33 protein-coding genes and 1 pseudogene are annotated in these 17,867 nt (G+C 57.7%); 17 read left to right on the forward strand and 17 right to left on the reverse strand.

Annotated features, from left to right (window positions below; genetic code table 11):
* Positions 1-66: 66 nt before the first annotated feature.
* The gene (locus BOP96_RS12445) at positions 67-258 is read left to right on the forward strand and encodes a hypothetical protein (protein ID WP_073452842.1); all 192 of its coding nucleotides are present in this window, start codon (positions 67-69) and stop codon (positions 256-258) included.
* Here the strand turns inward: BOP96_RS12445 and BOP96_RS12450 are convergent.
* The 17 genes from BOP96_RS12450 to BOP96_RS12535 form a co-directional block, all read right to left on the reverse strand.
* Entirely contained in the window at positions 228-863 is a 636-nt protein-coding gene (locus tag BOP96_RS12450) for a hypothetical protein (protein ID WP_073452844.1), read from the reverse strand. The two genes, BOP96_RS12445 and BOP96_RS12450, sit on opposite strands and share 31 nt — an antisense overlap.
* A 58-nt stretch (positions 864-921) precedes the next feature.
* Positions 922-1,233 (reverse strand): hypothetical protein, encoded by a 312-nt coding sequence (locus BOP96_RS12455; protein WP_073452846.1) that lies wholly within the window; start codon positions 1,231-1,233, stop codon positions 922-924.
* Between the two features lie 69 nt (positions 1,234-1,302).
* The gene (locus tag BOP96_RS12460) at positions 1,303-1,893 is read right to left on the reverse strand and encodes a hypothetical protein (protein WP_073452848.1); all 591 of its coding nucleotides are present in this window, start codon (positions 1,891-1,893) and stop codon (positions 1,303-1,305) included.
* Complete coding sequence (locus BOP96_RS12465) at positions 1,890-2,657, reverse strand: lambda exonuclease family protein (protein ID WP_073452850.1); 768 nt, start codon at positions 2,655-2,657, stop codon at positions 1,890-1,892. Before BOP96_RS12465 ends, BOP96_RS12460 begins: the two co-directional genes overlap by 4 nt.
* On the reverse strand, positions 2,654-3,415 hold the full coding sequence (locus BOP96_RS12470; RefSeq protein ID WP_073452852.1) for an ERF family protein: 762 nt from the start codon (positions 3,413-3,415) through the stop codon (positions 2,654-2,656). The genes BOP96_RS12465 and BOP96_RS12470 overlap by 4 nt, the downstream gene beginning before the upstream one ends.
* Before the next feature lie 10 nt (positions 3,416-3,425).
* Positions 3,426-4,583, reverse strand: coding sequence for a hypothetical protein (locus BOP96_RS12475; RefSeq protein ID WP_073452854.1), 1,158 nt, complete (start codon positions 4,581-4,583; stop codon positions 3,426-3,428).
* A 156-nt stretch (positions 4,584-4,739) separates the two neighbouring features.
* Positions 4,740-4,979, reverse strand: a complete 240-nt coding sequence (locus BOP96_RS12480) for a hypothetical protein (protein WP_073452856.1) — start codon at positions 4,977-4,979, stop codon at positions 4,740-4,742.
* Positions 4,976-5,113: a hypothetical protein gene (locus BOP96_RS30065; protein WP_172314888.1), complete on the reverse strand. Its 138-nt coding sequence runs from the start codon at positions 5,111-5,113 to the stop codon at positions 4,976-4,978. The genes BOP96_RS12480 and BOP96_RS30065 overlap by 4 nt, the downstream gene beginning before the upstream one ends.
* Positions 5,110-5,322: a hypothetical protein gene (locus BOP96_RS12485; RefSeq protein WP_073452858.1), complete on the reverse strand. Its 213-nt coding sequence runs from the start codon at positions 5,320-5,322 to the stop codon at positions 5,110-5,112. The genes BOP96_RS30065 and BOP96_RS12485 overlap by 4 nt, the downstream gene beginning before the upstream one ends.
* The gene (locus tag BOP96_RS12490; RefSeq protein WP_073452860.1) at positions 5,319-5,747 is read right to left on the reverse strand and encodes a hypothetical protein; all 429 of its coding nucleotides are present in this window, start codon (positions 5,745-5,747) and stop codon (positions 5,319-5,321) included. Before BOP96_RS12490 ends, BOP96_RS12485 begins: the two co-directional genes overlap by 4 nt.
* Before the next feature lie 18 nt (positions 5,748-5,765).
* Positions 5,766-6,026 (reverse strand): DUF551 domain-containing protein, encoded by a 261-nt coding sequence (locus BOP96_RS12495; protein WP_073452862.1) that lies wholly within the window; start codon positions 6,024-6,026, stop codon positions 5,766-5,768.
* Positions 6,027-6,047: 21 nt separating this feature from the next.
* A complete protein-coding gene (locus BOP96_RS12500) occupies positions 6,048-6,380 on the reverse strand; it encodes a hypothetical protein (protein ID WP_138726217.1) in 333 nt (110 codons plus the stop codon).
* A 261-nt stretch (positions 6,381-6,641) separates the two neighbouring features.
* Positions 6,642-6,893: a hypothetical protein gene (locus BOP96_RS12505; protein WP_073452864.1), complete on the reverse strand. Its 252-nt coding sequence runs from the start codon at positions 6,891-6,893 to the stop codon at positions 6,642-6,644.
* 62 nt (positions 6,894-6,955) lie between these two features.
* Entirely contained in the window at positions 6,956-7,498 is a 543-nt protein-coding gene (locus BOP96_RS12510; protein ID WP_073452866.1) for a hypothetical protein, read from the reverse strand.
* Between the two features lie 1,076 nt (positions 7,499-8,574).
* Positions 8,575-9,453 carry a hypothetical protein gene (locus tag BOP96_RS12525; RefSeq protein ID WP_073452872.1) on the reverse strand — a complete coding sequence of 293 codons (879 nt, stop codon included), beginning with the start codon at positions 9,451-9,453 and terminating at the stop codon, positions 8,575-8,577.
* The gene (locus BOP96_RS12530; protein WP_138726218.1) at positions 9,434-10,252 is read right to left on the reverse strand and encodes a HipA family kinase; all 819 of its coding nucleotides are present in this window, start codon (positions 10,250-10,252) and stop codon (positions 9,434-9,436) included. The genes BOP96_RS12525 and BOP96_RS12530 overlap by 20 nt, the downstream gene beginning before the upstream one ends.
* The gene (locus tag BOP96_RS12535; RefSeq protein ID WP_073452876.1) at positions 10,206-10,862 is read right to left on the reverse strand and encodes a helix-turn-helix domain-containing protein; all 657 of its coding nucleotides are present in this window, start codon (positions 10,860-10,862) and stop codon (positions 10,206-10,208) included. Before BOP96_RS12535 ends, BOP96_RS12530 begins: the two co-directional genes overlap by 47 nt.
* Positions 10,863-10,969: 107 nt before the next feature.
* On the opposite strand from BOP96_RS12535, the gene BOP96_RS12540 reads away from it, so the two are divergent.
* From BOP96_RS12540 to BOP96_RS30860, 16 genes and pseudogenes are all read left to right on the forward strand, one after another.
* Entirely contained in the window at positions 10,970-11,176 is a 207-nt protein-coding gene (locus BOP96_RS12540) for a Cro/CI family transcriptional regulator (protein WP_073453020.1), read from the forward strand.
* Positions 11,177-11,206: 30 nt separating this feature from the next.
* On the forward strand, positions 11,207-11,416 hold the full coding sequence (locus tag BOP96_RS12545; RefSeq protein WP_032803313.1) for a hypothetical protein: 210 nt from the start codon (positions 11,207-11,209) through the stop codon (positions 11,414-11,416).
* A gap of 18 nt (positions 11,417-11,434) precedes the next feature.
* The gene (locus BOP96_RS12550) at positions 11,435-11,647 is read left to right on the forward strand and encodes a hypothetical protein (protein ID WP_073452878.1); all 213 of its coding nucleotides are present in this window, start codon (positions 11,435-11,437) and stop codon (positions 11,645-11,647) included.
* Between the two features lie 68 nt (positions 11,648-11,715).
* Positions 11,716-12,471, forward strand: a complete 756-nt coding sequence (locus BOP96_RS12555; protein ID WP_073452880.1) for a phage antirepressor KilAC domain-containing protein — start codon at positions 11,716-11,718, stop codon at positions 12,469-12,471.
* The gene (locus BOP96_RS12560; RefSeq protein ID WP_238346838.1) at positions 12,471-13,253 is read left to right on the forward strand and encodes a YdaU family protein; all 783 of its coding nucleotides are present in this window, start codon (positions 12,471-12,473) and stop codon (positions 13,251-13,253) included. The genes BOP96_RS12555 and BOP96_RS12560 overlap by 1 nt, the downstream gene beginning before the upstream one ends.
* Positions 13,243-14,049, forward strand: coding sequence for an ATP-binding protein (locus tag BOP96_RS12565; protein ID WP_073452882.1), 807 nt, complete (start codon positions 13,243-13,245; stop codon positions 14,047-14,049). Before BOP96_RS12560 ends, BOP96_RS12565 begins: the two co-directional genes overlap by 11 nt.
* 1 nt (position 14,050) lies before the next feature.
* Positions 14,051-14,230 (forward strand): hypothetical protein, encoded by a 180-nt coding sequence (locus BOP96_RS12570; protein WP_073452884.1) that lies wholly within the window; start codon positions 14,051-14,053, stop codon positions 14,228-14,230.
* Positions 14,227-14,349 (forward strand): hypothetical protein, encoded by a 123-nt coding sequence (locus BOP96_RS30495; RefSeq protein WP_256575399.1) that lies wholly within the window; start codon positions 14,227-14,229, stop codon positions 14,347-14,349. Before BOP96_RS12570 ends, BOP96_RS30495 begins: the two co-directional genes overlap by 4 nt.
* On the forward strand, positions 14,346-14,765 hold the full coding sequence (locus tag BOP96_RS12575) for a recombination protein NinB (RefSeq protein ID WP_073452886.1): 420 nt from the start codon (positions 14,346-14,348) through the stop codon (positions 14,763-14,765). Before BOP96_RS30495 ends, BOP96_RS12575 begins: the two co-directional genes overlap by 4 nt.
* Positions 14,758-15,027 carry a hypothetical protein gene (locus tag BOP96_RS12580; RefSeq protein WP_073452888.1) on the forward strand — a complete coding sequence of 90 codons (270 nt, stop codon included), beginning with the start codon at positions 14,758-14,760 and terminating at the stop codon, positions 15,025-15,027. Before BOP96_RS12575 ends, BOP96_RS12580 begins: the two co-directional genes overlap by 8 nt.
* Positions 15,024-15,608, forward strand: coding sequence for a recombination protein NinG (locus BOP96_RS12585; protein ID WP_073452890.1), 585 nt, complete (start codon positions 15,024-15,026; stop codon positions 15,606-15,608). The genes BOP96_RS12580 and BOP96_RS12585 overlap by 4 nt, the downstream gene beginning before the upstream one ends.
* The gene (locus BOP96_RS12590) at positions 15,605-16,186 is read left to right on the forward strand and encodes a hypothetical protein (RefSeq protein WP_056786135.1); all 582 of its coding nucleotides are present in this window, start codon (positions 15,605-15,607) and stop codon (positions 16,184-16,186) included. The genes BOP96_RS12585 and BOP96_RS12590 overlap by 4 nt, the downstream gene beginning before the upstream one ends.
* Before the next feature lie 282 nt (positions 16,187-16,468).
* Positions 16,469-16,801 carry a hypothetical protein gene (locus BOP96_RS12595; protein WP_056786959.1) on the forward strand — a complete coding sequence of 111 codons (333 nt, stop codon included), beginning with the start codon at positions 16,469-16,471 and terminating at the stop codon, positions 16,799-16,801.
* 2 nt (positions 16,802-16,803) lie between these two features.
* Positions 16,804-17,148, forward strand: a complete 345-nt coding sequence (locus tag BOP96_RS12600) for a hypothetical protein (RefSeq protein ID WP_056786133.1) — start codon at positions 16,804-16,806, stop codon at positions 17,146-17,148.
* A 49-nt stretch (positions 17,149-17,197) separates the two neighbouring features.
* Entirely contained in the window at positions 17,198-17,407 is a 210-nt protein-coding gene (locus BOP96_RS12605) for a hypothetical protein (protein ID WP_046382692.1), read from the forward strand.
* A gap of 308 nt (positions 17,408-17,715) precedes the next feature.
* Positions 17,716-17,787: pseudogene (locus BOP96_RS30860) on the forward strand (HGGxSTG domain-containing protein); the annotation flags it as partial.
* Between the last annotated feature and the right edge of the window lie 80 nt (positions 17,788-17,867).

Consider the following 17,867-nt stretch of genomic DNA (forward strand, 5'->3'; position numbering starts at 1 on the left):
CGGCTGGCGTGATTCGTAAATTGGGTTGATGATCTGCACTCAGCAAAAAACCTGACGGTGACTGCGATGAGCACGAAAACCGATGTGGAAGCGATACGCCTTATCGGCGATGAGGTTGTGCGGCTGCTCAGCCTTCCTGATGAAGCGCTGGAGGTAGAGGTGCGCCAGGGGCTCAAGCTGATCGCTGATCTTGCACGGTGGCGTGACCTGGCGGGAATGGAGCCGTATCAGGCTACTGACTGCTCGGCGATGAAGTAGTCCCAGGCTGCTTTATCACCTTGGGCCACATACCATTTCAGCTCCGTGCTTTCTTCTGAGTCGGTCACTGAGCCGCCGTATTGAGCGCCGGGGAAATTGAACAGTCCTTTGTTGCCGCACCATGGGTAACCACCGGTGAACTCGGTGAAGGTGACCCCAGGCCTGGCGGCCGCCACCCTAACCTTGAACTCTTCGAATCTGGCATTGCGTGCCGCCACCTCGGCTTCATGCCCAGTCTTACACTCGGGCGAGCAGTAAACGACACGGCCATCGAACACCAGGTCCAGTGCGATATCGGTTTCGGTTTCTTCATCCCAGTAGCTGGCATCACTGTCGCACCGGGCGCCGCAATGGTTGCAGCCGAACCACCAGCCGGCATCGATGTAGGCCTTCGCCGGGATAAAGCGGTGGCCTGCATATTGGTCAGCCCAATGCGCGCGCCGGCAGGACACTGCGCCGAAGTCTGTGCCAATCTCGTCTGCACCCTGGCGTCGAGCGGCTGCATTCGAGGTGGCGAACTGGATGTTGGATTCTTCTGGGTCGTTGGTCTCTACGGAGTAGGCCAGCACCTTACGCGATGCCGGATCGACTTTTGGCTTGCTCATGGATTATCTCCAGTCAGGCGCCGCCCTCCGCGTTACCGGATGCAGCGAGTAGGGTGGGTTATGCTTCTTCGGCGTCGAGCCGTGATGCTTGGCGCTGGCCTATGGCGTAGAGTTCTGCCGCCACGTTTTCGTTAACTTCTATTTTGTGGCGCGAACGAAGCGCTTCACGCGCACCTTCTCTGCCGAGGGAGTGGACATAGCGAAGGGAGCCGGCCATCACGGATGCCTGTTCGGTGTCTTCAGTCCAGGCCATGAGATCGGAGAGCATCTGCTTCTCGCCAGCCCGTACCCGGTGCCGAAGCTCTTCCTCGCCAAGCTCCTTGCGTTTCGCCGCGCTCTTTGCAGATCGCGCTTTCTGATCCATGGCCATGGCCTACCTCTTCTATTCCGCTGGCCGGCAGTGCTAGCCAGGTTTGACGTTTGCGTTGCTGGGTGCGGGCTATGCGGCGCATGAGGTGCTTCCACGCCGAGCCTTTGGATAGTCGATGCCGTGGGCCGCGATGATCCGCTCGAATGCCTTATTGTTGATGGCTAGCTTCCCGCAGCACTGGCGCCGTGTGATTCCCAGTTCCAGGAATGCACGAATGCGCTCGGCGTACTTCGCGTCGCGCTCGCCCATTTGGTCGCGGCGGTAGTTGTTGTTCGCACCGCCTCGTTCCGGCTTCTTGAACGTGATGTCGTTCATGGTGGCGTGCTTGTAGACGTTGCGGCGACTGATGCCCAGGGCGGCGGCGGCCTCTGTTTGGGTGTGCGTGGCGCTCAGTTGGCGCATGTGCTCCACCAGCTTTAGCCTGGCCTGCTCCCGAACATCTTCCCTGTCCAGGGGCAGGGGAGCCGCTTCAACCCGGCGCCGAACGAAGGGCTTGGGCGCGGGCGGCTCTTGAGGTACGTATACGACCGGTTTCGGCGGTGGTGGAGGCTTTATTTCCTCTATCTCACCGCCGGCCGCCACAAACTCAGCGACCTGGGCGGCCAGCTCGTTAGAAGACTTCCGAAGGCGTTCTACTTCGTTCTGTAGGATGCTGATCATGCTGCTTTACTCCTGAGGGCCGCCTCGTACCCATCTACTAAGAGCTTGAATTCCCAAAGGTCTTCTTCCATCTTTTCGATGTAGTCGTCATCGCGCTGGAATTCTTTCCACCAGAGCTGGCGACCTACTGGCTTGAGCAGTGGGCAGTACATGCCGATGTGCCACCATTTCCGGCCGCCGATCCACATGCAGCCTTGCACCTGGTCGATAACATCGCTGGCGTCGTTGTCGATATGGAAGGCGCGGAGCTTGTCGGGAGCCAGAAAGCACTTGTACTCGGACCCGCCATCATCGCCAATGAACCCATCTGCACTGGCGCCAAACACGCCATCGTCAGTCTTGATCAGCCCAACCTGGGTTACGATGAGGCCAGTCTGAATTTCGTGTTCCATCCTCGCCTCGGGCTCAAGCTCATGGCCGCGGCGCATCTGCCAGGTTTCGAAACCGCCATCCAGTGGAGCACCGCCGATGCGCTCGACTGCCAGCTCGAAAGCGTATGACAGTGCCGCACCTGATGGCTCGCCTACTTTCTCTCCGTCCAGAGCGCGCTGAACTACCTCAGCCTTTGGAGCAGCCTTGTATCCTGCCAGGTCGCGGGATTTGGTTTCGCTGTGGCCTGCCAGCATGGCGTCCACATACTTTCGCTGCTGGGCAGTCAGTCCGTTCACCTTGGAGCGGGCGGTACTGAACATGCTGGCAGTGATGACGCCGGCGCGGGCCTGTAGCCACTCGGCCGATCCTTGAGTGCAATTCACGATGATCATTGAGGCGCCTCCAGCTTGGCTTTGTGGACGGTGACCGCAGTCTTAACTGTCGAGTATCCGTTGGTGTCCCCAGACGCCTGAAGAACCTTCAGACTGGCCTGCCAAACATCCTTAAGTTCATCCGGCGTCGTGGTCTGCCCAACGCGCTCAAGGATGTCTGCGACGACCTGGGCGCGAAGATCCTCTGTTTCAGATCCATCCGACGACTGCCCATCATCGTCGCGGATGTCGCCGGTCGTGATGTTCAGTAGCGCACACATCACATAGCGCTTGCCGTAGGTGGTCGAAGAGCCAACGGCCTGTACATCGTTGCGGCCCTTTCCGATATCAGTCGGAAGGGTCATGGTCGTTTGCTCGCGGTGCCCACCTCGATGCATCAATATTCCCGTGACGCTGATCAACTTGTCCGCGTTTTCAACCTTGAAGGTGATGGCGAACCCGTGCTGCTGCATGATCGGTTTCAGGGTGTGGGTGATGTGATCCAGCGTTGCGTAGGAGTTTCCGGTGTGCAGGTTTACAGCACCCTCAAATACCGTTGGGATGTTGCACTGCATTTCGGCCATGGCGGTGTTGAATTCTTGCTCGGCTGTCTTGGCCTGCATACGCTCGTGCATTGCCAGAAGGCGCTCCATCTTCTCGATGTCGCAGCTCGGGTCCGCGGCGGCACGACTGATGACAGCCATGATGCTGGTGTCCATTGCAGCCGGCGCGGCAACCTGACGGCGCTGTTCCGGCGGCATGATGATGTCGGTGGACATGCTGAATACCTCAGAATTGAATGGATACGTTCGGCACTTCGCCGCGGGCGATCTTCAGGACGATGGCCTTGGCCAGCTCTTCGCTGATGTTCATGCCGATCAAAGCCTGCTTGGCTTCGCCCAGGATTTTCGACTTGTGCGCTACATCTGCCTGGCGCTCCTGCTGCTGGCGCAGGATTTCATCTGCCGCTGCGTTCGCCCTGGCAACCTCAGCCAGTCGCGCCTGTTCGACGGCTTCTTCTTGTCGGCGTATGGCTGCAAGGCGGTCTTGCTCGGCGCGCTGCTCGGCGGCGATTCGGTTTGTCTCGGCCTGGGCTGCTACTGCACGGGCCTGCTCAGCTTGAAGTTCAAGTTGAAGGCGCTGGCGTTCGGCGGCCGCCTCTGCATCCAGCACGGCCTGCGCGGCGGCGCGCTGAGTGGCGGCGGCCTGATCCAGCAGTTCTTGTTCACGCCGTGCGGCAGCTTCGCGTTCGGCCTGGGCCTGCCGCTCGACTTGGAGTCTGGCCTGCTCGGCGGCGACCCGGGCAATCTCTGCATCACGGTCACGCTGGGCCTGCGCTTCAGCCTCGGCGCGCAGGCGCACCAATTCAGCCTGTTCGGCTTCGTAATGAATGCGGTCAGTGTGCAGGGTGCGCAGCTTCAGCAGCGTTTCGCCCTTCGCCTGGGCGGCTTCGGGCAAAAACTCTTCCCAGCTGTCGTTGATCGCAACCAATTCAAGGATGGCGATGACGTGACCGACCTGGTCGGCACTGGGCGCGCCTTCGAAAATTAGAAAGTCCTTCATGCCCTGGATGCCATCGACGTGCTTGTCTTTGCGCGCCTGATCGGCATCTTCCCACTCTGTCAGGGGCTGGCGGGTGGCATCGCGCAGGCTGTCCATTTTGGTGACGAACTCGCGCAACTCTGCCTCGACCACCTTTGGCATTTCCTTCAGGCGTTTCAGGTAGTCGCGGCCAGGTGTCTCGACTGCCTTTTTGGACTTACTAACGGTTGCGGCCAGGGATGCAATGCGAGCGCGACCTTTCACAGTGGTCAGGTCTGGCACCTCGCCGGTGACCTCTGCCTTTACCGCCTCGAAGAACTGGCCCAGGCCGCCAGCTACGTAGATGGCCGGCGCGTTATCGGCGCTGATGTCGTCGATGGTGATTACTTGCTGTTGTGCGGACACGGTGACTCCCTGCCGCGATGCTCGCAGCGATTGAAGGTGTTGTTTATTGAGTGATTCGATCAGCGAGAGCGCCGAGCAGCATCAGGAAGGTGAGGATGGAGAGTGCTATCGCAGACCCGCGCCAGAAGCAGTAGCGCTTGGCTCTTTGGTAGGAGGTCATGGCGTTTCGTCCTCGATATAGAAGATGTCCTGGTCATGGAGCACATGGGCATCGTCACGCAGATAATTCCAGTCCGAGAAGTGACACGCTTGTAGCTGACCGCATACGTCGATCCGCATCAGACCGGTCTCTACATCGATATCGTGCACAGGCCACCACCAGTCTTTGCCGTTCTCGCTAACCCAAAATGGATGAGGCAGGGAGTTGATCAGCTCTATGTTGAGCAGGTCGGTCATATCATCACCCGGCAAGTCCAGCGGCCCGCACACTTGCAAGGCTGCTCGATCCATTTCACGTCTACCAGAAACAAGAAACCCTGATTTCTCAGGGCCTCGGCGATACCTTTGAATGATCCGGCGATGATGGTCATGACGCCTCCTTGAGCTGCGTATTGCGCTCGACAAACTTTTCGTCGAGTGCATCGCGGTAACGGTTGGCGGTTGGGGTATCGATTAGATCGGCGAATTCCGCCATTTCGATCATGCCCATAGCGAAGGTACGGTCCGGCACTGGGGTGCAAGAGCGGGACATCTTCGCGACTTCCAGCCCCAGGCGGCACAGGGCGAGTGTTGCGTTCATAGTTCGTCGTCCTCGGCCTGGGCGGCCAGTGCGTCGTCAGCCATGGGCCGGAGTAGGGCTTCTGCAATTTCGCCAAGCTTGCCAAAGGGGTGATCACTTAGGCCCAGCAGCTCGACAACGGCTTCTTTGTCGGCTCGGCCGCAGCTGTTGGCGACTAGAAGGCGCCCAAGGGCGGGCGTGCCTACCTCAAAGTCTGCCTGCCGGGCGTTCGCCAGCTCATCCGCCGCCAGCTCCAACTGGGCCACCGTGACGCACTGCGGCGATCTCATGCGCAGCTGAACCTTCACGTCTGCGCCAAACCTCACCAGCTGCTCCGTGGCGTTGTACAGCCACTCCCTACGGGCAATCTCCACCGCCGACTCGCTCACTGGAGGCGGCAACTGAGCGTCGTAACGATCCTGGCATATCTTCAATGCTGCGTTCATGGTCGCCTCCAGATGGCGTTATTCGGTGGGCGGGGCGGGGAGTGGCTGCCAGTGAGTGATCCACCAGTCATCGCCGTGCGGTGAGCTGTAGCTGTCGAAGTAGGACAGGGCGCGGTGGTTGCAAACAGGCACGTACTCTCCCATTGCTACTTCGCTTCCTTCTTCCTCATTCTGGGATCCGTCTTCATTTTCATGACGGCGGATGTACTTCACGGAAACCAGCAGATCGCAGCGATGCTCAGGTCTGCGCTCGTCGTTGACGCTGATCCAATCGCTCATGGCGACCTCCAGTGTTTGGGGTTAGGCTGAGCGGGCGGCAAGCATGGCGTCGGCGATCTTGTAAGCGGCTTTCGCGGTGTCGCTTTCGCCCCCTTCAAGTCCGAACAAGCATGGGGCGCCTGCTGTTGAGATAATTCCCTGCAGGGCCTTGGCGGCGAAGTAGTCGCGAACCGTGATCCCGAAGCAGGTGCCGTGCCCGCCGTATTCGTTTGCGCCGACAGGGAAAGCCGGCTCTTTGGCATCTACGGCTTGGCACTCAAAGCAAACGCCACCGGACTGCTCCGACTCTTCGATCAGGCTGTTGCACTTCAAGCACGACCCGAAGCGTTCCGGATCTGGTGGCTGAAAATTCATGGCTTTCTCCATTCGTTGATTGATCCAACAAAGCTCGCAATGCACTCATCCGCTCCGCTGGTTGCCGTTGGGCGCGGAGGGGGGGGCATTCGGGTGGTGTCGGAAGGGATTCCGGTCTTTCCCGGCTGCCAGTGATTGAGTTATCGACGCTTCACACGCCGTCGGTTAATGACACCGAACGCCTGATGCAGGGGGCCGCATTGCGCGGTGTGTACTCATCCGCACCCAGCTGCGCACTCTGTGAATGCGCAGGAAGATGGTTCAGGCCGCGCTCTTAGCGTCTTCTCGCTCTTCGCCAATGCGATTTGCGCGCTCTTGGTCTTCGGCATCGTCGCCGATGTAGGAAGCGCCCTCTTCAGGACATTCATCGAACCATGCGTAAAGGCCGGCACCGCTGTGTGCTGTGTCGTCACCCATCTGGATGACAATCGCGTCGTAGCATTCTGGATCGCCGCTTGACTCGCTCATCTCGAGCAACTCTTTGATTTGGTAATGACTCAGTGTGATTTTCATTGCTGTGGCTCCCGGTTGATTTCCCGTCTGGCCCTGTCGCCAAGGCCAGCCAGTGAAATCGCTCAATACGGTTTCTCAACCTTGCCTTGGTCTTGCAGGCTTTTGATGTGGAACAGGTTGTTCAACATCACGTCCATCTGGCCGGCCAGTTGGTTGCGCAAGCCGTCCTTGAGTGCGCCGGTTACAGCGTTGACGCTGGTCTGCATCTGCTTCGTGAAGTCCTCGGCGCAGATCTTGGTCATGAGCCACTGCGCCCGAGTGACTGAGTTGTAATCGCTCGATGCCGGCTTGCCATCTCCGGGGTTTACCTTGCCGTTCCAGTAAGCGGTTACCGTTTTTTCCAGTTCCTTGCGCAGCGTGGTGGATGGCCCTTCCTGATCGCCCCACTGATTCACCCGGCGATATTCACGCTCAAACGAGCCATTGATGGTTTCGTCGATCGCCTTCTGGATCTGCGAGGTGACGCGCTCATCGAAGATTTTGTCGATGCGTTTTTTCACCTCCTTGGCGACCATATCGGTGAGGTCTTCATCCTCCCGCAGCAACTGATCGGCGACGTTCGACACGATGGATTTCTTCAGTTCAGCTTCGTTGATGTTGAGCATTTTGTGACTCCCGTTGATTTCCAATGCCGCCTCATCGAAGCGGCATCAGTAAATCTTTGGTCTTTCTCCGCACCCGCTTACCAGGTCATTCACTCAGTTCGGTCAACACCTCGTCCGCCGTCGCAGTGGGCTGCGCGTGGGCAGGCTTTCGGGCCTGTCGGATCGCCGGTCGCCGGTAGAGGCAAGTGCGGTTTTTTTCATCGGTTTACTGACCTCCCACCGATGGAGCCGGGAGTGACCTAACCGGACTGGCCGGGTAGTCGTTCATGGCACTGGTTGTTTGGTTACTTCCAGCCGTCTCGGTTGAACCATGCGCAGATAGCAGGTATGGCGTTTGCCGCCAGAATCCCGAGAGACACGCACATAAATGGCACTACGAGTAGGACCCAGATACTGCCAAGCATGTGGACGTAGGTCGCGATCGAGGCAATGGCGACAATCAGTGGCAGCACCGTACGCTTCTGTTTTGATGTGATAGTCATGCGCCTCCCTCGACTGATTTTCTTGCCTGGGCAAGACCGGCCCTCATCGCAGCTTGTAAGTGGTTTTTGAGAGCCTCCTGCAAGAGCTCGCTTCCCTGCGCCTTATCAATGGCATCGCAAATGTCACGACCTACGCAGGTGTCGGGCGTGAAGCTGACCTTTACCAATCTCATCGCTTGCTCCGTTGCTTGGTTGTCATCCCAGAACGCCCTGTCGCCAAGGCGTTCCAGCGATGCTTTCCGCCGTGACCCGCTACTGGCGTCGGTCACCGGCTTGAATCGAATGTCGCGTCTCACCGTTGGCGTCGGTTCCCCGATCACCCCAGCTCAACTTGCCGTCTTACTTAAAGAACTTGGTTCCAGTCGGTCCCCAGGTAGGGGGCTGGGAGATCACTTCGCTGATCCCGTGCTATCTGGCGGCTTCACCAGTCGTGTGGCGGGCTTTGAGGCCCTGGCGAGTCCCTGTTGGGTGACTCGATGGAGTGAATATATCCAATGGATATTCATAGGTCAACTCCAATGGATATAAAAAATATCCCGGGCATAAAAAAGCCCGCTTCAAGGCGGGCTATTCACAGTTAGGGCGATCGGGGTGTTATGCGGCGGCACGCTCTAGGCGCTGGATTTCCTTGGCGCCTTCGAACGCGCTGTTGACGGTTACCAGGTCAAAGTCTTTTTTCTCTGCCATGTCCTGAAGCATTAGTATCCGGTCGCTGTAGCTTTTTTTTGCAGCTGGCTTTGAGCTTTCAACTCCTGACGCATAGGGGACGACAAGAATCATTGCGGCTCTGTGCTGATGTGAAATTAGCGCGTCATGGTCCTTCAGCTGCTCAAGCCTAAACACCTTGGATGTGGCGGTTTCGAACAATGATCCAAGACGATAATTTGGCGAAATACTGCAGACGTTCACCGCGATTCTTGAAGAAAAGTAATCGCACTGCAGGGAAAGGGATGAGCCCCTGATGGTCACGTCGACCATTCTATTGAAGTGTGGGGTTAGCGAAGAATCTACTCTCTCCATGGCCTTCTGTACGCGCTTCCAGTAGGAAGATCGGTCGTGAGACGACTTCGCATCATCGGAATGGATATGGCTAAGGCTCGCACATAGATCTGCGCCTTGGGAAAGGATGTCCTGCAGGTCGTAGCCAATACCTTCTCGCGCCTCTCCGAGAATCACGCCGTGAACACCCGATGAAAAGCCTTTAATAAACCCCGATTTTGCGTAGAGCATGGCTTTTTTCAAAGCGAGCTCCATCGTTGCCTTCATCCCGCCAGCTGCCTCTCCGTAGAGGCAGAGGATGGCTTTGTCTGTAATTGTCAGGTTCCCCGCTACCTCACCATTGGCAGACGCCACCACACCTATGGTGATTCGCTCGCCAGACTCGACAACCGGCTCAAGATAAACTGGCGCCCATTGAGCTTCGCACGTTGGGAATTCAGGAATTCCATTATATTCAGGCGCTTGGGCGTTCATTCGATAAGTCTAAGTGTGTTTGTCGAATCCCCAATCCGCTCTCGAGCAGCATGGGTACGTGGCTAATCCTGTCCTGCAGAAACTGTATTACAGAATCAACGTGAGCCGCAGAAACCTTGCAGGGGCCTGGGAGAGATGCCTCAGCATGCGCGCTAAAGCCAATTTCTCCTAGCGCGAAAGCCTCCTCCTTGAGCCTCTGATGTGTCCGGCGTATTTCAAATTTTCCGAGGTCTTCAGAAAGCCTCGCAAGGAGATAATTCTGTATTGTTTCATGAGCCCTTATCAAGGGATGGCGCAATGCCTCCTCATGATCAATCAGCCAGATCTTCCCATCTGCACCCATCAAAATGTTGCGTAGATTTCGGTCGGCGTTAGCTATCAGTTCGTCAAAGACAATTGCCGTCCGAGCGTGGGCCCACTTATTGAGCAAGGCGTTTACGTCATCCAGTCGTGCGATTCGGGCAATGGGCGCCGCCCCGCAATCCAGGCTTGCAACACATAACTCAAACTCTGATGCAGTGCCGACGGTCTGTCCGCGGGCGTATACGGGAATGGTGATGGGAATGGGTAGGCCGAGCGACTGCCCAAGCAGCGAGCTTAGGACCTCAGCATAGATGAGCTTGGCCGGAAGCATCTTCACGTAAGCATTAAAGCGTTCGCGCCCCTTTACCTGCACCGTTCCATAAAAGAGAGGGTGCTGACCGCAAACGGCAGGATCGACAACCCTTTTCCCCGTAAGAAACAGACCAAGATCAATTTGACTTGGAACTCGTTTTTTTTGCTCTTCTTGGGTGGACATTACCACTCTGTTCCTTCAGGTGCTCTTTGTTTGCCCCATGCTTGAGCATAGAGAGGAGGTCGTCCGGATTCTCGTCGTTTTCAGAGGCTCTGAACGCTGCGTCAACCAAGCCCGTGAGATGTTTGGAAAGGCTGGATGGCTTAGATTCTGCTATTTCGTCACGCAATCGCAGGAGGGTCGAAACCTGTGGCTTGGTGAGTGCTCCTGATGCTGCGCCAGCCGCTATCACTGATATCGCTAGCGCAACATCTCGGAGTTGGTCGCCATCTATCGAACGCTGTTCATTCGTTGAAGAATTTTCGCCAGGCCCCGTATCAGCCGGTACGGATGCAGCCAGCGACTTTATATCCGCTGCAAGTCGTTGACTGTATTCGGATACCGGTATTCCCGTAATCGCGTAGACCTTCGCTGCAATCTCGACGCTGAGAGGACGCTTTCCGTTCAGGTGGCCATTCAGGTTGCCTTGAGCCATGCCTAACTCGCCGGCAAGCCTCTCCTGCGTGAGGCGATCACTCTTTGGCAACGGGGCGTTATAGCGGGCAAGCGCAAGCTTGAGCGCCGCGCACTCATCCTTCTCCCAATCTTCCAGTTCGCGTCGGTCAGTAGTCATCTGGCCAATCCTATTGCCAATGGGGATAGTTTGCTATTTCCATTGGGCTTGATAAAAATATCCCATGGATATAATCTCCGCACATGTATGCCAACGGAGATATGGCCATGAGCCGAATCACTCTTAGTGAATTTGCCCTGAGCAAGGGCCAGACCAAGGCAGCTCAGCTGCTTGGAATGAGCCAGGGCGCCCTGAACAAAGCTTTGCGCGTGGGTCGTGACATCTACGTAACGGAGTCGTCTGACGGCGCCTTCGTGGCTGAGGAAGTGCGCCCGTTCCCGAGCCAGAGCCAGATTAAAAAATCCGCCGCTTAACCAATTCATCAGCCACCAAGGAGCCCATCAATGGCCTATGACGATCCATCCCACAAACGCAGTGAAGTAATCAAATCCCGGTTCAAGCCGGAAGACGTCCGCTATTTGCGGATGGAGGCAAAGCGCGCAGGCATGCAGCTCGCGACGTACGTGCATGAGCTCTCGATGGTTGCGCGCCGCCTCGGAGCGGCAGAGCTCATCCGGGAAATGAACCTTGGTTCCAATGATAAGACGGCCTAAAGGCCCTATGGAGGGCCAATGCCTGAAAGAACCTTCGACATGCTGGAGAAGGGGGCTCAGGACGAGGTTCGGCAGTTAAGTGCTGAGCTTGGATGGAGTCTCGAATACGCGACGCATGAATACCTGGAAGCAGGTCGTTCGCTCGCTTTCCAGACCCAGTTGAAGCAGATGAAGCGCAAAGCGCCGCTGCTTTCACTGGCGGAACACAAAAAGGGCCTCGATAGGGGCTGACCAAATTTTAGGCAATAAAAAGCCGGGGTAGTGACCCGGCCTTTTGAACAACGTGATAGGCGGATTATATGCAAATCGAATCACAAAGCAATACCGCTGGAATTAATGCGCCACGTTTTATGCAATCGCAAAACGTGGCGCGGACAATGTCGAGCATTGAACTGCGAGACGTGATCAACGAAGCGCGACTTTCAGCCGGAGAGCCAAAGGTGCGCAACGATCACTTCCTTGCCCGCATTGAGGATGAACTGGGCGATGAATTGGAGGGGGTGAAAAAATATTACACCCCCGTCCATGGCAACCAGGTAGCCACGTACAGCCTCACTCTTGACCAGTGCATGCTGGTTGGGATGCGTGAGTCGAAAGCTGTTCGCCGCTCTGTTCTGAAAAAGCTTAAGGCACTGGAAGCCCCTCGCGTAATCGCAACTCTTCCTGACTTTTCCAATCCAGCCGCTGCCGCCCGTGCCTGGGCAGAACAGTTTGAGCTCCAGCAGCAGGCCAATCATGCCCTGGCCATCGCCGCGCCCAAAGTCGAGTTCGTTGACAAGTACGTCGAGTCCACCGGGCTGAAGGGATTTCGCCAGACAGCCAAGCTGCTGGGAGCTAATGAGGCCCGCTTTCGTGAGTTCCTGCTCGACAAGAAGATCATGTACCGCATGGGCGGGGAGTGGCAGGCCTACAGCGGCCACATCGATGCTGGACGCTTCGACGTGAAGACTGGAACCAGCGATAGCGGGCACGCATTCAACCAAACCAAATTCACTCCGAAGGGCGTCACCTGGGTGGCCGGCCTGTGGGCTCAGTACAAACTGGAGGCCGAATGATGGCTGCGCTCCCTTACATGCAGTTCTACGTCGCCGACTACCTGGCCGACACCACTCACCTGACTGCTGAGGAGCACGGCGCCTACATGCTGCTGCTGTTCAGCTACTGGCAGACGGGAAAGCCTCTTCGAATTGATCGCCTGGCTACTGTTGCGCGAATTCCCAACGACCGCTGGCCTTCCGTTGCCGAGACGTTGAGCGAGTTCTTCCACGTCACCGAAACGCACTGGGTGCAGTTCCGTGTTGAAGCTGATTTGGAGGCGGTGAACAGCAAAGTGGTTACCGCTTCGAACGCTGGGAAGGCATCGGCGCGTGCAAAGGCCCTCAAAAAGCAACAGGAACTCAACGACCGTTCAACGAACGTTGACGATCCGTTGCAACTAAACGCCAACCATATAGATACAGATACATATACAGATAAGAACACTAAAAGCTCTTCGCCTACGGCTGACGATCTGTTCCCGAAGTTCTGGAAGCTGTACCCGAACAAGAAGGGCAAGGCAGCCGCCGAGAAGGCCTGGAAGAAACTCAAGGTCACTGACGACCTGTTCAACCAGATTGCCCAGGGCCTGGCCAAGCAGTGCGCCTCTCAAGCCTGGACGAAGGACGGCGGCCAATTCATCCCGCACCCTGCGACGTGGTTGAACGGCAAGCGCTGGGAGGACGAGGTGAAGTCCGCGAGCAACGTTCACCAGTTCCCACAATCGCGCCACACCGGTTTCGCTGACCGCGACTACACCGCAGGCCTGATTCAGCGTGAGGACGGTTCCTATGCGCTCTGAGAAGGTTATGGCGCTTCCAGAAGGCGCACCGCCGATCCGTACCCAGCCGGCGGAATGCGACAAGCACGGCGGTTTCGACCAGAAGGTCACTGTGCTGCTGGGTCGCGAGTTGAAGGGCGGTTGCCCCGAATGCATGCGCGCCATCGCAGAAGAGCGTGAAGCCAGCGAGAAGGCGAACAAGGCCTACGAGTTGAGGATTGCCCTGGCTCGCAAGCTGGGCGATGCGTTGATCCCGAAACGCTTCCTCACTCGCACGCTGGATAACTACCAGGTCGAGCATGACCAGCAGCGCAAGGCGTTGAGGTTCTGCCGCCACTACGTCGCCACGTTCGACCAGATCCGCGAAGTAGGGCGATGCATGGTGCTGATCGGCAAGCCTGGCACTGGCAAGACCCATCTTGGCGTGGCCATCGCGAACGAACTTCTGCACAAGACTTCTCGGTCGGCGGTGTATCGCACGGTTGGGGCAGTCCTGCAGGCCATCCGTGGCACGTACGACCGACACAGCGAGCGGACCGAAGGCGACATCCTGGCCAGCCTGATCAATCCCGACCTGCTGGTGCTGGACGAGATCGGCGTGAGTAAGGAGCAGCCGAGCGACTTCGAGCTGACCACCCTGTTCGCGATCATCAACGGCCGGTACGAGCGCGAGGCACCGACGGTGATCATTTCCAACCTGGAAGCGAGTGACCTGGGCCGAGCCATGGGCGACCGCTGCGTCGACCGGTTGCGGGAGGGCGGTCTGATCGTCGTTCCGTTCGAATGGGAATCGCAGCGCGGCAAGGAGGGGTTCTGACATGAGCGGACCAAACAGTTTTGAGCCTGACTTCGCGGCCGAAAGCGAGAAATTCCGCAAGGATGCCGCCAAAAAAGGGATGTGCTTAGAAACGCTTCCGGGTGGGTTCTACGTCGAGCAACGCACCCAGCATGCTTGGGCCGAATGGATCCGCAGGGTCGTCAGGGAGCAGCAATCATGAAGATATCCAAGGCCCTTCAGCGCTTCGCCTACTGCGCGCTCCTTGCCCTTCTCTCATCCGTTCTCATCGGCCTGGTTCTGGCGGTGTGGGTGGCGATCTATGCGGGGGTTACGCGATGACCAGCCTCCAGATCCGCAACGAATCAGACCGCGTCAAGGCCATGGGTTACATCGCTGGCTTGAACCTGGAAAAGCCCAAGAAGCTGGCCATCACCGAAGTGGACCGCAGCGGGGAGCAGAACAAGGCCCTGCACGCGGCCCTGGCCGACATCGCCGCCCAGGTGGAGCACGCCGGGAAGAAGTGGGATGTCTTGATCTGGAAGCGCCTGCTGACCGCCGCCTGGCTGCGTGAGTCGGGCGATCAACCACAGATGATCCCAGCGGTAGACGGGAACGGCTTCGACGTCATCTATGAACGCACAAGCAAGCTCACCGTGAAGCAGTGCGGCGAGTTGATCGAGTGGGTTCATTGCTTCGGCGCCGAGCACCAGGTGCGCTGGACGCAAAAAGATCACTGGGGTGGCCGCTATGACTAACAACTTCAAGCCGGGCGATATGGCTCTTGTCATCTCGGGCGGGTATTTGGGCGAGACCGCAGAACTGGTGCGATTCGTAATGCCTGGCGACCTGATCGTGTCGCCCACCACGGGCAAGGTTTACGAGTTCAGGCCGGCTGCCGGGGTTGGCGGATGGCTGTGCAAGTTCAGATACATGCACGCGGTAAAGCACGAAAAGAACCTGATGCCCTTGCGCGGAGACTTCACCCATGAGCAGCACAAAGCCAAGGAGGCTGTATGACCATCGAACGGAAGCCGGCCAAGCCGAAGAAATGCCGCATTGCTACGTGTGGGGCCTCATTCGTGCCTTCGCGGATGGGCCAGGCGGTGTGCAGTCCAGCGTGCGCCCTGATCGATGGGCCGCGTCATGCGCCGAAAGCCCGCAAGGCCCTGGCCGACATCGAGCGCAAGGACATCAAGGTCCGAAAGGAGAAGCTGAAGAGTAGGGCGGATCATGCCAAGGACACTCAGCAGGCCTTCAACGAATGGGTGCGCCTACGTGACGCCGATCTGCCTTGCGTGAGCTGTGGTCGCCACCATGACGGCCAATATCACGCTGGGCACTATCGGACTGTTGCGGCAAACCCAGCCATAAGATTCGAGCCGCTGAATGTCCACAAGCAATGCGCTCCATGCAACAACCACAAGTCGGGCGACATCGTGAATTACCGCATTGAGCTGGTGAAGCGTATCGGCGCCGAGGCTGTCGAGTGGCTGGAAGGGCCGCACGAACCCAAGAAATACACCGTCGAGCAATTGAAGGCGATGACCGCCGAATACCGGGCAAAGACCAGAGAACTCAAGAAGGGGCAGGCAGCATGAAGATCAACTCAGCGCGCCAGGCTTGGCATGACTGCAAGTACAACCCGGCCCCCGGCCAGACATCAGACGTAGTGCAATTGGGCGTGGTGGTGCAGAACACCGAACGTGGGCCTACGGCGAGCCACGCTGTGCATAGCACCCTGGCTGGTCAGATCCAGTCAGCGATAGCCCGACTTCACTATCAGCTCCGCGCCTTCGGAAATGCCATGTACGCCGCAGAGCCGACTGATGACGATCGTGATGAAGCAGAGGAGGCCGTCTTCAATCTGGCTTGCTCGCGAGTCGAGCGTATGACCACCAGCAAGCGCTACCGAGCCATGTACGTGGCCAAGGGTGTATTCCGGCGCTACCGCTACATGCATCAGGGTGGGCAGTCCTCGAATCCTGATCCTCTCGTCAAGCCTGAAGTGTTCCGCGCCTGGATGGTTGCCGAGTATGGCGTCAAGCTTCCATCCGCTGCCTGGGGGCGCGATTGGGAGCCTTTCGTTCAGCTCTGTTTTGACGCCTGCTACGACATTGACGCCAAGGCTTTAAGTCCAATTGGAGGGGTAATTTACAAGATGCAGGAGGCCGCTTGACTTCCCGCACGGCTGAGGGCATCATTTCGCCATAGTTAGTATTTTGCCTTCGGCAACTTACTCTTGATCCAAGGAAACCCGGCCACCGCGCCGGGTTTTTTATTGCCTAAGTTTCCCAAAGCCCTCAGAGCCTCTGACTTTTCACGCTGATGAGGGACCTATTCAGGGCCTCTGCACATGCAGGGGTTTTTTCTTCTTCGGCTCCACCACACCCATTGCTCCGAGCTGGGAGTGCTGTGTGAGCCGATTCAATTCCCAAACATGCCCCACGGAGTAGAGCGCATGGAGTATCTACAGCGCCTGCTCGACAAGATCGACAGGTTCGAATTGTTGATTGCGGGCCTGATTGGGGCTGTTGTTGCGAGCTGGTGGCACAAGGACGACTTGTCCGACTGGCGTGCCTGGATGGTGTTCTTGGTCACTGGGGTGGCCTGCTCTCTGTACCTGACGAGCATGGTCAGCGCCTACCTGAATGTCACCGATCCGAAGATCGTCGCGGGGATTGGTTTTCTCCTGGGCACGTTCGGCGGCTCGCTTCTGGCAGCAATCAACCGAGCCATCAAAGCCGCTGACCTCTGGGCGCTTATTCGCCAGCGGTTCGGGGGAGGCAGTTAACCATGAATCTTGAACTGATCAACTCCATCGCCTGCGGCCTGGTAGCACTGTGGGCCACCTGGTGCGTACTGAGCGGGAAGGTGAGGGACGGCATCCTGGGTAAGCTGATCTATTCGGCCATCGCCATCAGCGGGTTCGTCGTGATGACGCGCAGCCAGAACATTTTCTTCGGTCCGACCACTGCCGGCCTGACATTTCACGTTGCTCTCTGCATGGCTGGGGTGCGTCACATGTTCATGGTTATGTACTGGCAGCCGGTTAAAGCATGGCTGTGCCGAACGCTGAGCTGTGAGCACTGCATGGGATGCCCGAAGGCACCGGAAGGCATCGATCGCCGGAAGCAGTAATCCGCGCCACGTTTTCGAATGCGCCAAATCGTGGCGCGAGGCAGGTCACATGAAAGTAATCGTAACCAAGCTCCTGGGATCGGCTGAAGTCGAGTTCCTGCGTGAAGGTGTGGTCGTTCATCGTGAGCGATTCACCGGAAAGACCAACTCCCGGTACGAGCGCACCATTGCTACCCGGGAAGAGTTCGACGCTCACCGATGCCGGTTTGTGACGGCCATGCCTGCTGATCGGGCGTTCCAGTATGAGGTTTCACCGTGACTCCAACCAGATGCGTCGCTTGCACTCGGTGCGGCGTGTCGCTGATCACGGATCAACGCATTCCAATGTGCGGTGGGTGCCAGGCGGTTAAGCCTCCCGAGCCACCTCCCATGCGCCAACCAATGGCATCGATGGCCCCAAGCATTGGCTCGCTGCTGGTCGTTCTGGTGTTCGTCGCCGGTATGGCGGTAGGGGCCAAGATGGTCGGCGGGTGGTAAGGCCAAACCCAATTGAATGATCATTGAATGACGTTCGAATGCATTGAATGAATCGTTCTGCGAAAACCAACCCCATGAATGAGGCTGACTATGGCCCTATGCGGCGCATCCAAGCGCGGCAACGGGGAACCATGCAAGCGTCACGCGATACCGGGTTCCTCTCGCTGCAAGCTACACGGCGGCAAGAGTTCAGGCCCCAAGGAACAGAGGGGCAACAAGAACGCTGCAAAGCCCGGCTCGAT

The organism is Pseudomonas sp. FSL W5-0203 (assembly GCF_001896155.1).
GTDB classification, from domain to species: domain Bacteria; phylum Pseudomonadota; class Gammaproteobacteria; order Pseudomonadales; family Pseudomonadaceae; genus Aquipseudomonas; species Aquipseudomonas paracarnis.

Bases quoted from the DNA above. Each gene is read 5' to 3' on its own strand.
- BOP96_RS12550 (WP_073452878.1), top strand. From the start codon at position 11,435: ATGCCTGAAAGAACCTTCGACATGCTGGAGAAGGGGGCTCAGGACGAG.
- BOP96_RS12490 (WP_073452860.1), bottom strand. From the start codon at position 5,747: ATGAACGCAGCATTGAAGATATGCCAGGATCGTTACGACGCTCAGTTG.
- BOP96_RS12465 (WP_073452850.1), bottom strand. From the start codon at position 2,657: ATGATCATCGTGAATTGCACTCAAGGATCGGCCGAGTGGCTACAGGCC.
- BOP96_RS12545 (WP_032803313.1), top strand. From the start codon at position 11,207: ATGGCCTATGACGATCCATCCCACAAACGCAGTGAAGTAATCAAATCC.
- BOP96_RS12580 (WP_073452888.1), top strand. From the start codon at position 14,758: ATGACTAACAACTTCAAGCCGGGCGATATGGCTCTTGTCATCTCGGGC.
- BOP96_RS12500 (WP_138726217.1), bottom strand. From the start codon at position 6,380: ATGAATTTTCAGCCACCAGATCCGGAACGCTTCGGGTCGTGCTTGAAG.
- BOP96_RS12560 (WP_238346838.1), top strand. From the start codon at position 12,471: ATGGCTGCGCTCCCTTACATGCAGTTCTACGTCGCCGACTACCTGGCC.
- BOP96_RS12450 (WP_073452844.1), bottom strand. From the start codon at position 863: ATGAGCAAGCCAAAAGTCGATCCGGCATCGCGTAAGGTGCTGGCCTAC.
- BOP96_RS12445 (WP_073452842.1), top strand. From the start codon at position 67: ATGAGCACGAAAACCGATGTGGAAGCGATACGCCTTATCGGCGATGAG.
- BOP96_RS12485 (WP_073452858.1), bottom strand. From the start codon at position 5,322: ATGAACGCAACACTCGCCCTGTGCCGCCTGGGGCTGGAAGTCGCGAAG.
- BOP96_RS12600 (WP_056786133.1), top strand. From the start codon at position 16,804: ATGAATCTTGAACTGATCAACTCCATCGCCTGCGGCCTGGTAGCACTG.
- BOP96_RS12495 (WP_073452862.1), bottom strand. From the start codon at position 6,026: ATGAGCGATTGGATCAGCGTCAACGACGAGCGCAGACCTGAGCATCGC.
- BOP96_RS12605 (WP_046382692.1), top strand. From the start codon at position 17,198: ATGAAAGTAATCGTAACCAAGCTCCTGGGATCGGCTGAAGTCGAGTTC.
- BOP96_RS12590 (WP_056786135.1), top strand. From the start codon at position 15,605: ATGAAGATCAACTCAGCGCGCCAGGCTTGGCATGACTGCAAGTACAAC.
- BOP96_RS12570 (WP_073452884.1), top strand. From the start codon at position 14,051: ATGAGCGGACCAAACAGTTTTGAGCCTGACTTCGCGGCCGAAAGCGAG.
- BOP96_RS12470 (WP_073452852.1), bottom strand. From the start codon at position 3,415: ATGTCCACCGACATCATCATGCCGCCGGAACAGCGCCGTCAGGTTGCC.
- BOP96_RS12585 (WP_073452890.1), top strand. From the start codon at position 15,024: ATGACCATCGAACGGAAGCCGGCCAAGCCGAAGAAATGCCGCATTGCT.
- BOP96_RS12535 (WP_073452876.1), bottom strand. From the start codon at position 10,862: ATGACTACTGACCGACGCGAACTGGAAGATTGGGAGAAGGATGAGTGC.
- BOP96_RS12565 (WP_073452882.1), top strand. From the start codon at position 13,243: ATGCGCTCTGAGAAGGTTATGGCGCTTCCAGAAGGCGCACCGCCGATC.
- BOP96_RS30495 (WP_256575399.1), top strand. From the start codon at position 14,227: ATGAAGATATCCAAGGCCCTTCAGCGCTTCGCCTACTGCGCGCTCCTT.
- BOP96_RS30065 (WP_172314888.1), bottom strand. From the start codon at position 5,113: ATGACCATCATCGCCGGATCATTCAAAGGTATCGCCGAGGCCCTGAGA.
- BOP96_RS12530 (WP_138726218.1), bottom strand. From the start codon at position 10,252: ATGTCCACCCAAGAAGAGCAAAAAAAACGAGTTCCAAGTCAAATTGAT.
- BOP96_RS12455 (WP_073452846.1), bottom strand. From the start codon at position 1,233: ATGGCCATGGATCAGAAAGCGCGATCTGCAAAGAGCGCGGCGAAACGC.
- BOP96_RS12595 (WP_056786959.1), top strand. From the start codon at position 16,469: ATGGAGTATCTACAGCGCCTGCTCGACAAGATCGACAGGTTCGAATTG.
- BOP96_RS12555 (WP_073452880.1), top strand. From the start codon at position 11,716: ATGCAAATCGAATCACAAAGCAATACCGCTGGAATTAATGCGCCACGT.
- BOP96_RS12505 (WP_073452864.1), bottom strand. From the start codon at position 6,893: ATGAAAATCACACTGAGTCATTACCAAATCAAAGAGTTGCTCGAGATG.
- BOP96_RS12480 (WP_073452856.1), bottom strand. From the start codon at position 4,979: ATGACCGACCTGCTCAACATAGAGCTGATCAACTCCCTGCCTCATCCA.
- BOP96_RS12575 (WP_073452886.1), top strand. From the start codon at position 14,346: ATGACCAGCCTCCAGATCCGCAACGAATCAGACCGCGTCAAGGCCATG.
- BOP96_RS12460 (WP_073452848.1), bottom strand. From the start codon at position 1,893: ATGATCAGCATCCTACAGAACGAAGTAGAACGCCTTCGGAAGTCTTCT.
- BOP96_RS12525 (WP_073452872.1), bottom strand. From the start codon at position 9,453: ATGAACGCCCAAGCGCCTGAATATAATGGAATTCCTGAATTCCCAACG.
- BOP96_RS12540 (WP_073453020.1), top strand. From the start codon at position 10,970: ATGAGCCGAATCACTCTTAGTGAATTTGCCCTGAGCAAGGGCCAGACC.
- BOP96_RS12510 (WP_073452866.1), bottom strand. From the start codon at position 7,498: ATGCTCAACATCAACGAAGCTGAACTGAAGAAATCCATCGTGTCGAAC.